11 protein-coding genes are annotated in these 17619 nt (G+C 44.3%); 9 read left to right on the forward strand and 2 right to left on the reverse strand.

Going from position 1 to position 17619, the window contains the following annotated elements:
* The first annotated feature begins 68 nt into the window (after positions 1-68).
* The 6 genes from V6669_RS15655 to V6669_RS15680 all read left to right on the forward strand — a co-directional run bounded on the left by V6669_RS15655 (position 69) and on the right by V6669_RS15680 (position 7480).
* Positions 69-1538 (forward strand): HAMP domain-containing sensor histidine kinase, encoded by a 1470-nt coding sequence (locus V6669_RS15655; RefSeq protein ID WP_091030238.1) that lies wholly within the window; start codon positions 69-71, stop codon positions 1536-1538.
* A gap of 6 nt (positions 1539-1544) precedes the next feature.
* Positions 1545-2237 carry a response regulator transcription factor gene (locus tag V6669_RS15660; RefSeq protein WP_338586801.1) on the forward strand — a complete coding sequence of 231 codons (693 nt, stop codon included), beginning with the start codon at positions 1545-1547 and terminating at the stop codon, positions 2235-2237.
* Between the two features lie 119 nt (positions 2238-2356).
* Positions 2357-3865: an S-layer homology domain-containing protein gene (locus tag V6669_RS15665; RefSeq protein ID WP_338586803.1), complete on the forward strand. Its 1509-nt coding sequence runs from the start codon at positions 2357-2359 to the stop codon at positions 3863-3865.
* 10 nt (positions 3866-3875) lie between these two features.
* Positions 3876-4580, forward strand: coding sequence for an ankyrin repeat domain-containing protein (locus V6669_RS15670; protein WP_338586805.1), 705 nt, complete (start codon positions 3876-3878; stop codon positions 4578-4580).
* A 311-nt stretch (positions 4581-4891) separates the two neighbouring features.
* Positions 4892-5605 (forward strand): glycoside hydrolase family 16 protein, encoded by a 714-nt coding sequence (locus V6669_RS15675; protein ID WP_338594963.1) that lies wholly within the window; start codon positions 4892-4894, stop codon positions 5603-5605.
* Between the two features lie 189 nt (positions 5606-5794).
* Positions 5795-7480, forward strand: a complete 1686-nt coding sequence (locus V6669_RS15680) for an extracellular solute-binding protein (protein ID WP_338586806.1) — start codon at positions 5795-5797, stop codon at positions 7478-7480.
* 157 nt (positions 7481-7637) lie between these two features.
* On the opposite strand, the gene V6669_RS15685 is transcribed toward V6669_RS15680, so the two are convergent.
* The gene (locus V6669_RS15685; RefSeq protein ID WP_338586807.1) at positions 7638-9278 is read right to left on the reverse strand and encodes a response regulator; all 1641 of its coding nucleotides are present in this window, start codon (positions 9276-9278) and stop codon (positions 7638-7640) included.
* A gap of 11 nt (positions 9279-9289) precedes the next feature.
* Positions 9290-10999 carry a histidine kinase gene (locus V6669_RS15690; protein WP_338586809.1) on the reverse strand — a complete coding sequence of 570 codons (1710 nt, stop codon included), beginning with the start codon at positions 10997-10999 and terminating at the stop codon, positions 9290-9292.
* A gap of 212 nt (positions 11000-11211) precedes the next feature.
* On the opposite strand from V6669_RS15690, the gene V6669_RS15695 reads away from it, so the two are divergent.
* From V6669_RS15695 to V6669_RS15705, 3 genes are read left to right on the forward strand one after another with little or no spacing between them, the layout of a single operon-like run.
* Positions 11212-12096, forward strand: coding sequence for an ABC transporter permease subunit (locus tag V6669_RS15695; RefSeq protein WP_223199991.1), 885 nt, complete (start codon positions 11212-11214; stop codon positions 12094-12096).
* A gap of 15 nt (positions 12097-12111) precedes the next feature.
* Positions 12112-12990 (forward strand): carbohydrate ABC transporter permease, encoded by an 879-nt coding sequence (locus tag V6669_RS15700; RefSeq protein ID WP_338586810.1) that lies wholly within the window; start codon positions 12112-12114, stop codon positions 12988-12990.
* Between the two features lie 42 nt (positions 12991-13032).
* Positions 13033-17490 (forward strand): carbohydrate binding domain-containing protein, encoded by a 4458-nt coding sequence (locus V6669_RS15705; RefSeq protein WP_338586811.1) that lies wholly within the window; start codon positions 13033-13035, stop codon positions 17488-17490.
* Positions 17491-17619 lie beyond the last annotated feature (129 nt).

Below are 17619 nucleotides of genomic sequence, written 5' to 3' on the forward strand. Positions count from 1 at the left end.
CAATAGAATCCATCTTGTGTTAACATGTGCACTAACTAATCCAATTGCTTGCTTGAGAAGGGGAACCCATGTCAATTCGAATAAAAATGCTGCTGTCTTTCACGGGCATGCTCGTTATAAGTCTACTGTTCATCCTGCTTACGGCAAGTCTGTATACGATTGCGGCCACAGGGGATCTACAGAGTTTCCGTGATATATACAAGGTACATTATCAGATCAACCCGCTGACTGAACAGGGAGAATCGATCTTTCAAGAGATGAAGTTCCTGGCCAAAAATGACCCGGACGACCTGCAGAACAAGGTTTTGCTGCGTGAATATGATATGAAGCTTCGAGCTGAGAAGTCAGGGCTCTACGTCAGACGGGAGAATAGCCAGATCTTCGAATCGCTGACCTTCAACCAGCCAGAACTGAAGCAAGCACTGCCTGCCTATGATCTTAACAATTACCAGATTCGGAGCACCTTCAATATTGGTGAGCGATTTTACGCGTATGCAAAATTTGATTTTCAGTATTCAGACGGGGAACGAGGGAGTATCTTTGTCATTCGCGAGAGAAGCCCCTTTGCGGAACTTACTCGCAAACTGCTACCTGTGATGTCATTCCTGCTTATTGGCGTCCTCATCATTGCAAATCTACTCTTGTTCCGCTGGATCACTCGCAGTTTCATTAAGCCGCTGAATCAACTACGAAGCTCAGCCGAACATATTAAGGATGGCAATCTATCCTTTAAGCTTCAGCTAAACTCCAATGACGAGGTTGGTCAACTCAGCGAAGCGTTTGAGAGCATGCGGAATCAATTACAGCTCTCCTATGCATTACGAGAGCAGGACGAAGTGAATCGCAAAGAGCTCATCTCCAACATTTCGCATGATCTCCGTACGCCGATTACCAATATCAAAGGGTATATTGAGGGTATTCGTGACGGAGTGGCTAATACTCCCGAGAAAATGGAGAGTTACGTTAATATCATTCACTCCAAAGCAGTTAGCATGGATAAGCTGGTGGATGAACTGTTTTTGTATTCCAAGCTCGACTTGAACCAAGAACCTTTCCTGTTCAAGACAGTTGATCTCGCTGATTTCCTTGAAGATAGCATCGAAGAGCTGAGATATGATCTGGAGGATAAAGGTGTTGCCCTGGATTGGATTAACCAGGTGTCTGGTCCCGCCATGGCTGCTGTGGATCCAGAGAAGTTAAAACGTACCGTTGTTAATGTGGTGGATAATGCACTCAAATACATGGAGAATGAACACAAACGGTTCGAGATTACACTTCAAGCTGATGAGAAATGGATTACAATGGCCTTTAAAGATAATGGCAGGGGAATACCCGAAGAGGCACTGCCTTATATATTTGAACGCTTTTATCGTGCAGAACAATCCCGCAATTCCTCAACGGGCGGAAGTGGACTTGGACTGGCAATAGCCCGCCAAATCATTGATGGACATGGGGGCTTCATCTGGGCAGAAAGCCAGCCTAATGATGGCACGAGCATATATATCAAGCTGAAACGGCTGAATGAAGAGAGGGACTAATGAGTAATGGCAAACATTTTGATCATTGAAGATGAAACAACGATCGCGGAACTGGAACGGGATTATTTTGAGCTCAACGGATTTTCTGTGGATCTCTGCCATACTGGAGATGAAGGCCTGAAACAGGCACTGGAGGGGGACTATAATCTGATCATTGTTGATCTGATGCTTCCGGGACTCGACGGCTTCGAATGTTGCAGGCGCATTCGCGAGGTAAAAGAGGTGCCCATCCTTGTTGTTTCCGCGAAAAAGGAAGAAATCGATAAGATCAGGACATTTAATCTGGGAGTTGATGACTTTATTACAAAACCGTTCAGCCCAAGTGAATTAGTTGCGCGAGCAAAGGCTCATTTGACCCGATACGAGAGACTACTTGGTAAAATCAAACCAGCTGAGCAGGATGAAATCCACATTCGCGGGCTTCACATTGATAAAGGATCACGCCGCGTTTTTGTTAATGGAGAAGAGGTGGCGATTACAACCAAGGAATTCGAGTTACTTGTATTTCTTGCGAGTCATCCCAATCGTGTATTCAGCAAATCTGATCTGTTCGAGCGGATCTGGGGCATGGATTCCACCGGAGACATTGCAACGGTAACCGTCCATATTCGCAAACTGCGTGGGAAGCTGGAGACAGACCCCAAAAATCCAGAGTATATCGAAACCGTCTGGGGCGCGGGCTATCGGTTTACTGCATAAGTTTCGTGAAAATTTAGAGCCAGTTTATATTTTGTTAATAACTTTGTCCTTGGGAGTTTCTTTTTGTCCTCTATTCTATAGATACAGGCAACTACAACCTATAGAGGAGGAATTCAACTATGAATTCTACAACCCGCAAAATCGCTACTTTTTTAACCATAACTGCATTAGGTACAGCAGTATTCCCGCTAACTGCGAATCAAGTACATGCAGCTACATACGTTACTAACATTGCGGCAACAACCACACAGCTTACCCAACAACAGATTGAAGCTGCTATCAAGGATCTGAATAGCTTGGGAATCATGAACGGTTATGCAGATCAATCTATGGGTGAACATCGAGCCATTACGCGTTCGGAGTTAGCTTCATTGGTTTTCAAAACGTTTAATTTGGAGAGCAAGGCGGGAGAAATCGTAGAACTATCAGATGTGAATCCGAATGCATGGTATGCGCCATATGCGTCAAAGCTTGTTGAACTTGGCATCATGCAGGCTAACGATGGACAATTCAATCCGCAAAGTCAAGTGTCGGATGCTGAACTCGAACAGGTCGTATCCAAAGCGATGCAACGTGATGTTAAGTCCGTTCACCATTGGATGAGCGAGTTCTACTCCGAGAACGGTACAGCAACGCGTGGCGAAACAGCGGTGTTGTTGCAAACTGCACACCAAGCTATTCCTTCGGAGCAAGCTCAAATTAAGAGCGTTAGATCTCTGAATGCCATTACGTTAATTGTAACTTTTGACAAACCGCTGACAGCGGCGAATGAAGCTTTTGCCAAGGCACAAACGGATTTTGCGTTTAGTGCTGGGCTGACGTTAACCAATATGCCCCGTTTGAAAACAGGGTCAATTGCGACTTACATCGTTCCAACGTCCGTACAAGATGCTGGTGAAGTGTACAACCTGACTTACAAAGGCCAAGACGCTGGTTCCTTTGAAGGTAGTGCCACGAAAATAAACATGACAACGGCTAGTCAAGTAACGAATGATACATTCGAGATTGAAGCACTGCAAGTGAATGGTGTAGTGGATTACGGTTACATCATTTCGGCTTACAGCGGTGGTCGAGGAGCTAATGCATTTGTGCTGAATGATCAAGAGCAAGCAGGAGGCAAAACATATCAAATCATTTCTTCCATGCAGGCAAGACAAGTTGTAATTACGCCAGAAGGTGGCGAGCCTATCGTTGCCAGATATGTCCCGTTCACGCAATCCACAGACGGTAAACAAGAACCGAAGTTCCGTTTGCCTGAAGGACAAACGCTGAAATCAGGAGTCACATATACGGTTTCTTCGGATTGGGCCAACATCGAAAATGCTTCATTTACGGCGAAATCGTTTGATGCACTAGTGGTTGCAAGTGCTCAAGCAGTGAGCGAAACCTCCATTGAAGTTACACTTGACCAGGATCCTGGGGATGAACTGTTCTCTGGTCGAAGTGTAACGTTAACTTCACCTAGCGGGAATGTTCTGACGGCCACTTATAAATATTCAAGTCGAAAAGGTGCGACGGGCGTATTCGACATAACGAATGATGGGAAGTTGATTCCAGGTACTACGTATACAATAAATCCAGTTGGCGATTGGAGTGTCGCTTCTTCGGTCACCTTGACACTGGAGTAAGGGAGGCAGTATGAGTAAATCGCTGATTATCGTTGTCCTGATAAGCAGTATGTTGATCGTTCAAGGCTGCGTGCCTGAAGTGAGAAATGAATCCAATGTGGAGGAAAAGGCCGTGACTTCAGCAGATGAACAGCTGTTCAAGGCAGTAGAGGACAGCGATACTGAACGCATCGAACAAATGATTCAAGCGGGCGCCAATATCAATGCTCAAGATCAGAATGGACGAACCTCTACAATGATTGCAACTTACAATAATGATCTAACATCGGCTAAAGTGTTAATTGAAGCGGGGGCAGATGTGAATATACAGGACGATATGCAAAATACCCCGTTTCTGTATGCTGGAGCTGAAGGATACTTGGATATTTTGAAGCTGACAATTGAGGCGGGAGCGGACCCAGCGATAACGAATCGATATGGAGGGACAGCACTTATTCCAGCTTCGGAGCATGGATATGTGGATGTAGTGCAAGAATTACTGACTCAAACTTCGGTGGATGTGGACCATGTGAATCAATTGGGATGGACAGCACTACTCGAAGCGATCATTCTTAACGATGGCAATGCTCAGCAGCAGGAGACGATACAATTACTCATTGACCACGGAGCAGACGTAAACATATCGGATCGTGATGGGGTGTCACCGCTCAGTCATGCGCAGAATAAAGGCTTCAAGGAAATTGAAGACATTTTGGTACAAGCTGGTGCGAAATAGACCCTTTTAGGGTGAGTAAATTAACAAACATGTTGAGATATATGTAAAAATGGTTTTCATGGAGCGCCTGATTCCTTCTATGCTGAAGGGCAGGCGCTTCATTCAATCAATCTTACGTGTATGAAAGTAGCATAGTTTTTACGTGTCATAATGAGATACGGAAACGAGAATCTTAAAAAATGAATATCTCTGCTTTAAAGTTTGCTATAGTGTACTACTCTGCTTCCAGATAAAATGGAAATACCAACCATGTAAGCGCTATCTATTATTATACTGCTTGTACATGTTGGAATTATTCATGGAGGTGTATGATGAAGAGAAAGTCTTGGTATACGTTGGTGGTGACTGGTGTCGTCTCTTTGTTTTTTTCAGTAAGCGCTTTCGCGGGTTATGTGTTCTGGGAACCTCTAACCTATTTTAACGCAAGTACGTGGCAAAAAGCAGATGGGTATTCCAACGGGAACATGTTTAACTGTACGTGGAGGGCTAACAATGTTAATTTTACAAGTGACGGCAAGCTTAAGCTTGGTTTGACCAGCTCTGCACAGAACAAATTTGATTGCGGAGAGTACCGTTCCACGAATACGTATGGGTACGGCTTGTATGAAGTCAGTATGAAACCTGCCAAGAACACAGGTGTAGTTTCCTCATTTTTCACATACACAGGGCCCGCACATGGCACCCAATGGGATGAGATTGATATCGAATTTTTAGGAAAAGACACAACCAAAGTGCAGTTTAATTATTACACCAATGGAGTTGGTAATCATGAGAAGATTATCAATCTAGGTTTTGATGCATCCCAAGGTTTCCATACGTACGCATTTGACTGGCAGCCGGGACATATCAAGTGGTATGTTGATGGTGTATTGAAGCATACGGCAACCAGCAATATTCCTAAAACACCCGGAAAAATTATGATGAACCTGTGGAATGGAACAGGAGTAGATAGCTGGCTCGGTCCTTATAACGGCGCCAATCCGCTCTATGCGGAATATGATTGGGTCAAATATACGAGTAATTAAGCAGACTGAAGCAGCCGTTAGCGGCTGCTTTTTTTCTATATTCAGGCGTTGTATTTATTCAATATATGTATTCAATATCCAATATCCTAAATTAATGCAATAAATGTTGCAATATTAGTATGGGCATAAATATCAAACATTCATTATGATTAACCTGTAAGCAACATTACATAGACTGGGGGAACGAAGTTGGACACAAGTAAAAAGAGACGAGTAGGCAGTTTGGTCATGATCGGTGTATTGGCCCTATCTGCAGCCCTGAGTGGGTGTAGTAACGGGAGCGACAAGAAAACAGAATCGAGTACACCAGCGACAACGTTGGAGCTCAAAAATGGGAAGTATGATCCACCAATATCCATTACGTATTTACGACCATGGGGTCCAGACGTGAAGTTTAAGTCAGGCGAGGATCAGGATAACAACGTCCATACAAAATGGGCCAAGGAGAAACTCGGAATTGAGTTGAAAAACCAGTGGATATCTCCTTCTACCAATAATGCATTTGAGACAAAACTGCGTCTATCGCTTGCTTCCAATGCGGACATGCCGGACATTATTTCGTATCGCGGCGAATTTAATCTGGTACGTGAATTGATTGAGTCCGGAAAATTTGTCGATGCGGGCGAGTTGTTTGACAAATATGCCAGCGACACATGGAAAGCAGCCGTAAACGAAGATCCTTCCGTATGGTATCCATACATGCAAGATGGCAAAAAGATCGGTATTCCGATTCTGGACTATTCATATAATGGTGATCCTGTTATGTGGATCCGTGAAGACTGGATGAAGAAATTCAATCTGGAAGCACCTAAAACGATAGATGATCTTGAAGTTATTATGGAAACGTTTACGAATCAAGATCCGGATGGCAATGGGAAGCAGGACACTTACGGACTCACCATTGGCTTCAAGAACTGGCTGAACACATGGATGTCTGAAGCTGGGTGGGTATTTGGCGCTTATGGTACAATGCCAAACCAATGGAATCTGACGGCAGACGGAAAACTTGAATACGGTTCCGTTACACCTGGTGCGAAACAGGCTTTGGCCAAATTACAAAGCTGGATGAGCAAAGGGTATATCCCGGAAGAAGCCGGCGTGTATGACGAGACAAAAGCAGCTGAAGAATTTACTGCCGGAAAAGCAGGTATTGTGGTTGGTCCTCACTGGATGCCATCATGGCCGTTGGAGGATGTGAAGAAAAACAATCCTGAGGCTGAATACAAGGCGTATCCCATTCCTTCCGGTCCAAATGGTCAAGCAGGAAGACATGGTACGTCAAACGGAAACGGCGTAGTTCTGATTAACAAAGACATGAAAAATCCGGAAGCCTTTTTCACCTATCAGAACTATCTTTTTGATCACTATGCGAATCCTAAAGAGGGCGATGAGTTTGAGCATGGATTTGCGGAAGGATACGATTGGGTTATGGTAGATGGGAAACCATCAACCGATGCAGCTCTTACGGGTGGTTATGCTCCCGAGAAGTACACGTTGACTTTTGATGGCGCGAGAATTCCGAATCTGAGTATGACAACACTCGCGAAGCTGGCAAGTGGTGAAGAAGCAACTACACCGTTTGAGAAGAAAATCAAATCAGGTGTACCAGTACCTATGCTTGATGCAGCCAAGATTGTATTGGATCAAAAGGACATCGTTTTCAATCAAATGTTTACCGGTGCACCTTCCATGACGATGCAAATGAACAATGATATTTTGACAAAGATGGAGAAGGATACCTTCTCTCAAATTGTATATGGCAAAACCTCTGTTGATGCATTCGACTCATTTGTTGAGAAGTGGAAGTCTTCAGGTGGAGATCAGATTACAAAAGAAGTTAACGAGTGGTATGATTCCGTGAAAAGCGGAAAATAGGATGACGCAGGGCTGGCTGAATTGATTCATCGCGGCCACATAAGCACCAAAAAGGCATTGCAGGAGAAGATCTCCGGCAATGCCTTTTTGTATTTGATATGGAGAAGAGGAAACCGGAGAAGATTACCAGAACGTCAAGACTGGCCTGAGTACTCTCTTAAACCGGCAGATTTTCCCGATATTCTTGCGGAGTAAGATCATAAAATTTCTTGAAGACTCGAATGAAATATGCGGTATTGTTGTAACCGACAAGTTCTGCAATCTCAAATACTTTGGCGGTTGATGTTCGCAAATGATAGGCTGCTTTCTCCATTCTTAATCGGTACACATAGGCAGTAAGTGCTTCACCGGTCTCCGCCTTGTATACCTTGGACAAGTACACTGGATGCAGATGCACATGGTCGGCAATTGCAGGCAGTGATACATCTCCAGCCAGATGAAGGTCGACGAAACTTTTGACGCTGCGTACAATGGTGCTGTGATTGTCTCTGAGCTCTTGTTCGGCATCATCTCTTATGTAATGAAGTGTGCGTATGGACCAGTCCTGTAATTGCTGTGCAGTGGAGTAACTGGGAGCTTGAAAGTAACGATAGAACTCTGCTGGAATCAAAGAAGAGATTTGTTTGCCATTTTTATGAATGATGTACGCAAACGCACCCGCAATAGCAAAATACACCTCAAAGGTTGACTCCGCAATATCATGATGTTCATTGGAATGCAGCAGTTCCTCAAAAATGTGCTCGATTTTCTGTTCGACATCCTCAAAGCGACCAGCTTCGAGCAGGCTAATCAACGTTGGTGGCTGATACAGCGACCTGATCGTATGTAGAGGATTGGCATCTGTTTCATCGGAAGCGGTGACAAACAAACCTTGCACCTGACCCATCCGTTTACGCATGGACATGACCGTTCGCTCATAGAGTTCTCCAATTTCATGGGGAAACTTGCCCCAACTGGAGACGGAAATGGAGATTGCACCTTTCAGGTATAACTGAACATTGGTTTGAATCTGGGCAGCATACTGCTCAAGCAATGTCTGAGGCGTCTCACTCCTGCTGTAACTCATCGTTGTGGAATGTTTCATGCTTACCAGAACAACAATGTAATCATGCACGTCTCGTGTGTGCCAGATATGAAAATGATTATGCATCACTTCACTTATGATATTACATATCGCATATTCCATTAAAGCCAGGTCGCCGTGTGCCATATCGGATAGATGTTTCTCCATACGAATAATCAGCATGCCGAGATCTTCTCCTACGGAGTAGGGAAGCTCCAGCAGATCAAGCTTGTCTGCCAGCGTCTTCTGATCATAGACTTTTCCAGTCAGCAACTCATGCAGCATCGTGGATTGAAGCAATGGCAGATGATCCTGAAAGGCGTGTAAGGCTCTTTGATGAGATGCTGCTGTTTCCCACTTTTCTTTAATTCGATGAACAAGACGTTGCACGGATTCGATGAGATCTTCATCACTAACAGGTTTCAGCAAGTAATCAAAGCTTTCCTGTGCAATGGCCTGTTTCGCATATTCAAAGTCGGCGTGACCTGATAAAAGAATTGTCTGCACATGCGGCCACTTTTCATGAATCGCTGTAATTAGTGCAATGCCTGACATTTCGGGCATACGTATATCCGTAATTACAATGTCAATATCGTGGTTGTCCATAATTTCCAGCGCTACTGCACCGGATAAGGCTTCATGAACTGTACCGATCCCGCAGCTTTCCCACGGAATGGTCTCTGCCAGCGTTTCCACGACGGAACGTTCATCGTCAACTAGTAATATTTGCAGCATGGGTCGTTCACCTACTTGTCTGTATTGTCGTGCCATGTGATGTTAACTTTAATTCCACCCATTGAAGACTGTTCATAAGATAGTCCAGATCCTTCACCGTACAGGAAAGACAAACGCTGATGGACATTCCATGTACCACATCCCATATTCTCATCCAGCGGTTTAAGAAGATTATCCCTCAGATGATCAAGCTGTTTCTCAGACATGCCAAGCCCGCTGTCCTCCACGATAATCGTGTATACATCACCCTCGCAGTCCGCATAGATTTTAATTTCACCATCTACCGATTTGGGCTCCAGACCATGAATAATAGCGTTCTCAATAATAGGCTGGAGGGTTAGTCTGGGAACTGTTTTATCTAAAATATCATGGGGCACGTCGATTGTAAAATGCATTCGTTCCAGACGAAGTGACTGGATTTCCAAATAATTTTTGACCATCGTCAGTTCTTCACGAAGCGTGGCTTGATCCTTTTCGGACCTGGTTATGTATCGGTAATACTCTCCCAGATTCAGTGCCATGGCTACCACGGCCTTTTCATTTTTCATTCGGGCCATGTTCTTGATATAGAACAGGCAGTTATATAGAAAATGCGGATTAATCTGCGATTGTAACTGTTTGAGTGTGGCTTCCCGACTTCGTAATTTCTCCTCATATACATTCTCAATTAGTTCTTGAATTCGTTGAGCCATGATGTTGAAACGTGCAAATAACAGGCTGAACTCATTGCGTGCAGAATGATGAAGCCGAACGGAAAAATCCCCTGTGGATAAGCGATTTGTCCCTTTTACCAGCTGTAGAAGCGGAAGCTGTACACTTCGGTAGAGTGTATATAAAACAACAACACTCATTACGATCAGAACGGCAATTGAAGCGTAAAACAGATTTCGGCTGCTCGTAATCGGTTTCAAAATCTGTTGCATTGGCACATAGTCAACATAATACCAGCCCAGGCTCTTGGATTGAATATAGGAGACGTAATATTCCGTTTTGTTTAACGTTGTGCTAAATCCACCGCTGGCCTGCAGTTTTGCTTCTTTCAGGGAAGGCAGGATCGCGTTCAAGGTTTCCTTTCCAGAACTATTGCTGATTAACCCATAATCGGGATGGAACATGAACGGGTCACCTTTATTATTTAACTTGTTTTGATTAAGAAGTGCAGTTAAGTGATGAACTGGAAAACTGATTTTGGTAATCAATCTGGCTTTGTCAGGTCTCGCCATCGCTGTCGTTGGATCGGTAGTGTACCAGATAAATTGATTGTCGGCATAGGTCCAGGATTGGGAGAGAGGCTCCTTAAACTCATCATTCCTGTACGGAATGTAAGCATAATAATCCGTTGATATCACTTTTTCCATCCTTGGGAAGTATAGTGTGATGGTCGAATGCCATTTGCTTGCTGCGTTGTACAGATTCATCTTTTCCAGAATGGCGCTTCCAACTTTCACACGTTCATAGGGAATGTCCTTGTAGTCGGGGCGTTGATACTCCTGAATACTCGAATCTTGCCCAATAGACATCCCATACAATGACAATTGGTAAATGTTGGATTCTACTGAATCAGCAAATGTTGAGAGATGATTCATCGTATTGTTCTGAATCTCGTGTTCGATAACACGCACGCTTTCCCGGTTCGAGTATGTATAGAGAAACAGCACCAGAATAAGCAGCATCACAAACAACAATGTAATTTTGGTAAAGACATTCATACGTGTAAACAAAGTCCAACCTCCTAAATCTCATTAAAATAGTGATATCGTTGTTGCAATATTAGGATATAGATCGCAAATTTCCATTGCTATAATTTTAATATACAAGTTCACGATGACTTGTAAAATACAAAATTTAGAACATGGGGGATGCAGGAGTGAAGGAACATACGTTAGAAACGCCGCATAAACGGCGCTCCACCAGGGTTAAACAGCGCTGGAATATGCAACGGAATTGGACCTTGCATATGATGCTCGTTCCAGCCGTATTGCTGGCACTGGTGTTTCAGTACATACCGATGGGCGGCATTGTAATTGCTTTTCAGGATTTTAAGCCATACTTGGGATTTTCTGAATCCAAATGGGTGGGTTGGGACAATTTTCGATATTTGTTCTTATATCCGGACGTAGGTCAGGTGATCTGGAATACGCTGGTCATTGCATTTTTCAAAATCATTGCAGGTCTGTTCGCTCCATTCCTGTTTGCCATTTTGCTCAATGAAGTGCGCTTAACGGCATTCAAGAGAGTAAGTCAAACGCTTGTGTATCTACCGCATTTCCTATCATGGGTTATTCTCGGTGGTATTCTGCTCGATATCCTGTCTCCTCAGGGCGGCATGGTCAACCAGCTTGTCGTAGCCTTTGGAGGAGAACCGATCTTCTTCCTGGGAGACGGTACATGGTTCCGAATAACGCTGATCCTCAGTGATGTGTGGAAAGAATTTGGTTTTGGTACGATCGTATTTCTGGCTTCTCTCTCAGGAATTAATCCTGCACTCTACGAGGCTGCCGAGGTGGATGGGGCCAACCGATTTAAACAGACGTTGCACATTACGATTCCGGCATTAATGCCGATTACAATTGTATTGATGACACTCTCTATCGGCAACATCTTGAACGCCGGTTTTGATCAGGTATTCAACTTGTACAATCCGCTTGTGTATGACAAAGGCGACATCATTGACACCTTTGTATATCGACTCGGCATTCTGAACGGGAAGATGAGTTTTGCCACAGCAGTAGGGTTGTTCAAATCAGTGGTAGCTACCATTTTGATTGTTATATCGTACAGAATGGCTTACAAACTGGCTAATTATCGAGTTTTCTAGAGAGGAGAAAAGGGCTTGTATTATAAAACTAGAGGATACCGCATATTCAGCATCGCTAATTATACTTTTCTTGGGATATTATCGATACTCTGCATTTTACCAATTATTCATATATTGGCTGTTTCGTTCAGCAGTATGGCGCCAGCATCATCAAACCTGGTTACCTTCTGGCCCATGGGGTTCACAACCGACGCTTATGTAAAAACATTCGGAAATTCAAACTTCATCAACTCCTTGATCGTGTCACTTAAGAGAACTGTAATTGCGACGATCATCGGTATGGTCATCATGCTCATAACCGCGTTTCCGTTGTCCAAGGAAGACATCAGTTTTAAAGGTCGCTCTTTGTATACATGGTTCTTTGTTTTCACCATATTGTTCAGTGGCGGTTTGATTCCAAGTTACATTCTGATCCAGAAGCTTGGCTTGATGAATACCATCTGGGCACTTATTCTGCCTGGCGCACTGTCCGTGTGGAACGTTATTCTCATGATGAACTTCTTCCGCGGTCTACCCAAAGAGCTTGAAGAAGCCGCCTATTTGGATGGAGCAGGTCATATCAAAACATTGATCCTGGTTTACGTACCACTATCGCTTCCAGCGATCGCAACCTTGTCCTTATTTACGATGGTGTATCAGTGGAACTCCTGGTTCGACGGCATGATCTATATGTCTGATATTAAAAATTATCCACTTGCTTCTCTGTTACAGACCATTATCGTTCAGCAAGATCTCAGCAAAATCAACGTCGATCCTTCCATGTTGGAGAATATCTCGCAGCGAACCGTACGCGCAGCACAGATCTTTATCGGCGCGCTTCCGATCCTGATGGTATACCCGTTTTTACAACGTTTCTTCGTTAAGGGGATCGTTATTGGAGCAGTCAAGGAATAGGCTATGCAATGCAAGGATAACTGAGCTGAGGGAGGAAGAAGGATGAGAAAAGGACTGGCATGTATGGTGGCATGGAGTTTAATGGCTTCTCTCGTTTATCCAGCAACTGCTGGAGCAGAAAGTGTACAGGGTCAAGCGGAGGTAGGAAATGTGCAGGCGAAAAGCCTGCACTTCTCTGTTCCCTATACAGACCTGACCGGGCATTGGTCACAATCCGCAGTTACACATATGCAGGACTTGAATCTATTGAAAGGTTATACGGACGGCACATTTAAGCCCAATCAGGTCATTAGCCGAGCTGAATTCGTTATGATTCTGGATCGGGCGTTTGGTTTCACCGGTAATACGGAAACGGCTTCTTTTGCTGATCTGTCTTCAGACGATTGGTACCAGGATGTGATGGTTCGGGCCCATGGTTCGGGCATTATTGAAGGCACAGACCGTGAACATCTGTCACCGCAACAACCGATTAGCCGGCAAGATGCAGCGGTTATGGTGGATCGAGCTTTTCAACTTTCTACGACTGCGAACGAAGATAGTGAACCATTGAACTTTCAGGATGCTGATGATATTTCCAGTTATTCCAAGAAAGCGCTTACCTATCTAGTGAACGAGAACATCATCAAAGGCTTCCAAGGTAAATTAAATCCCAAAGCCCCGATTACACGAGCAGAGACGGCAGAGTTACTGTCAGCGATGATTGCAGATGTGAAAAACGCTCCTGGTGTATACGAGTCCCGGGTGGATGGCAACTTCATTGTTAACTCGACAGATGTCACGCTGAAAAATACTGTTATCAACGGAAATCTGCTGCTGGCAGAAGGCATTGGCGAGGGGACTGTTGTTCTTCAGGGCGTAACGGTTACAGGAAGTGTCATCATTAAAGGCGGAGGAAGTCATTCCATCAACATTAGCAACTCCAAGCTGAATCGAGTAGTCGTTGACAAACGTGGGGAACCCGTCAGAGTTGCCATTACGGAAGAAAGCAACATTCAGGAGATGCATGTAAAGCAGAGATCCATTCTGGAGATCTCCTCCAATAGTCTGATTGATACCATGAATATTCTCGCAGGTGCGAACCAGACCCGAGTGGATAGCAAAGGTACGATCCAACAATTAAGTGTTGATGCAAATGATGTTGTTATTAATGGAGAGAAAGCAAAACAAGGTCTGCGTACATCCATGACAGGGGAAGTTCAGCAACCTGCATCGTCACAGCCTGGGGGTTCAACAAGTGCGGCAAACACGCCAACGCAATCTACTCCAGGAGGGCAGACACCATCGAACCCATCGACACCAAGCAATCCTGCGGGTGAAAAACCGGTTCCTGCTACAACGATTCCGCATGATCAATGGGAACTGGTCTGGAATGATGAGTTCAATGGGCCTTCGATTGATTCTTCCAAATGGACCGTGCAGGATACAGGACTCGTTTATAACAATGAAATGCAATATTACAGCCCGGATAACACTCGCATTACGAAAGATCAGAATCGAAGCGTGTTGCAGATTGAAGCAAAAAAAGGTCCAAAAAATGGTAAGGATTACAGCTCTGGCAAACTGATCTCCATGGGAAAGGGCGACTGGACCTACGGTAAAGTAGTTGTACGTGCGAAGCTTCCTATTGAAAAAGGCATGTGGCCTGCCATATGGATGATGCCAACAGATGAAGCACATTATGGAGGCTGGCCTGCCTCTGGAGAAATCGATATTATGGAGCTAATTGGTGGCAAAGAGAGTAATAACAAGGTATATAGCACATTGCATTATGACAGTGTGAAGCCTGACGGTTCCCATGGACATGATCAGGGAAGCCTTACTCTTCCGAAGGGAGAAACTTTTGCTGACGATTATCATGATTTTCAGGTGGAATGGTTGCCGGGTATGATTCGTTTCTATGTGGATGGAAAGCTGCATCATGAAGTGACTAACTGGCAAACGAAGGCCGCGGGCCAACCCGAGTATTATACGTTCCCTGCACCCTTTGATCGTCCATTCTATCTGATTCTGAATCTGGCAGTTGGAGGAGACTGGCCGGGGGCACCTGAAAGCAACTTCACTTCCGAAAAGATGAATGTTGATTTTGTGCGAGTATATTCTTACAAAAATCTAGACACGTGGCCTGATGTAACAACAAATCCCATCGAGCCTATGCAACAGCGTGACCCACAAACCGATGGCAATCAAATATACAATGATCGTTTTGCGGAAGGGTCTGAAGACAATGGAGTACCTCTTCAGTGGAAATTCATCACAAACGCTGATGGAGCTGGCAGTGTCAACGTTGTAACAGATGAGCAGAAAGGGAAAGCAGCAGAAGTTACCATTGATGCATCGGGTACTGAAAACTACTCGGTTCAACTCACTCAGATGCCGATGTACATCAAGAAAAACAAAAAGTACAAGATACAATTTGATGCGAAGGCATCTGCTAACCGTAAAATCATGTCCAAAGTGAACCAATTTGAAAAAAGCTGGACGAATTATTCCGGTGATAACACCTTTGCACTCACGACGGATTGGCAATCCTATGACTATACCTTCAATATGCGGGATGGATCGGATAACAATGCCAGATTTGAATTCAATCTGGGGCTGGATGATACAAGCGTTTGGTTTGCCAATGTCAGGCTGATCGAGGTGGGTGAGGCTGATCCGCTAACGGTTGAACGCAACGCGTTACCTGATGGCAACTTCATTTACAATGGAACGTTTGATCAAGGTAAAGAACGTCTGGGATTCTGGTCAAGCAGCATTCAAGAAGGTGCAAAGGCTCAGATCAGCGTAAACAACTTTTTGAAATTCCCAATTATGGAACGCCAACTCGTTGTTGATGTTACTCAAACGAATGGTGAGCCACAGCAGGTGTCTGTGAACCAGCCGGAGTTGAAGCTTGAAGCGAATACAACGTACGGCTTCTCCTTAGAAGCCAAGGCAGATACTCCGCGAAGTATGGATATTGATCTGGTCAGCAGCAATGGACATTCCGTGCAGATTCATCAGGGGAAAAACCTTTCCTTGGGCCAAGAAATGAAGACATATACTGGAGAGATTGTTATTGGAGATGGGACCTCCATAGCCCAGTCCGAGCTACAACTGTTATTCGGCAGTTCAGAAGGTAAGGTATATGTAGACAATGTTCGACTGACAAAACGCGGAAAACCTCTTTCGGTGAATGGCTACGCACATGTCCCTGCAACCGAAGCCTGGGAGATGCAGGGCTTACAACTGGAGGACTCCGCAGAAGGTGGAAAACATGTCAGTTACATGGATCAGGGAGATCTGCTGCAATATAAAATCGATGTAGCCCAAGAGGGAGAATATGTTCTGTCTGCCCGAATGGCTAGTGGGAAAAGTGATTCTGAGGTACGGTTCAGCATTCAGGATGAACAAGGTACAATCGTTGCTCAATCCGAACTGAATCTCGGAGACACGGGGGGATGGCAAACATACAAAACCGTATATTTCCCAGGGGTCAACTTGTCACCAGGCAAATCCTATTATGTGAATTTTGAAGGAGCAGATTATAATACACGCTGGGTGGATATTTCACAAAATAAAGTTCAGAACGGTGAGCTAACAGCTGATCTGAATCATTGGGAGCTGATTCCTGATCATCTGACAGCTTCACATGACGAGGGCGAAGGATTAACGATCAACTTGCCAGGTACAAGTGAACATTGGTGGGATGCTTTGTTGCAACAAGGTCAGATCAAACTTGATGCAAATAAATCATACCGACTTACCTTCGAGGCATCTGCTTCAAGTCCTAAATCCATGCAAGCGGTTCTTTCTCAGAATGCAGGGGATTTTGTGAAGTATTTTGAAGAAGAAGTGGAATTAACCGCAGATCAAAAGTCGTATAGTTATACCTTCACCATGGGAGATACCTTAGATTCGGCAGCTAAGCTTGCATTTGGATTAGGATATCCACTATCTACAGGTGAACACGCGATTAACATCCATAACATTCAGTTATATGAAGTTAATCCGAATGCAGATCAAGGAGGGCAACCAGCTCATGTTAATCTTATTTCCAATGGAGACTTCTCCAAAGGTAAGGAAGGCTGGTTTACCCATGCGGACGGTAATGCAGCGGACCTTGAGATGCAAGTTAGCAATCAACAGCTTCATGCCAAGATTGGTAATGCAGGACAGAATGCATGGGATCGTCAAGTCATCAATGAAGGATTTGGCATACAGCAAGGTTTTAAATACAAATTGACGTTTAAAGCCAAAGCGGAGAAGTCCAGAAAAGTGGGATTGGGAATTGGATGGGTTGACGCAGCTGCCAACTATGAATGGCATGGATTCTTTGGGGCACGAGTTGATTTGACTCCAGAAGAACAGGAGTTCACGTTTACATTTGATGCAACAGAAGCCAGTTATGCGAATACTCGAATTTCATTTGATCTGGGTAACATTGATGGTGTGCAAGATGGCAACACAACCGTCTCATTATCCGAGGTCAGCTTGATTAATCTGGGTCCTGCCAATTAGCTTCTAGTCTCCATATTTTGTCTTATATGCTTGCCTAATTCTCTTATTACCTATGCATGCAGAATAAAGTTGTTCAGGAATGACATCATAAAGAAGTAGTATACATCTCAGTTTCCAGAGGAGGATATC

Source organism: Paenibacillus sp. Y5S-9 (genome assembly GCF_036894235.1).
Lineage (GTDB): Bacteria > Bacillota > Bacilli > Paenibacillales > Paenibacillaceae > Paenibacillus.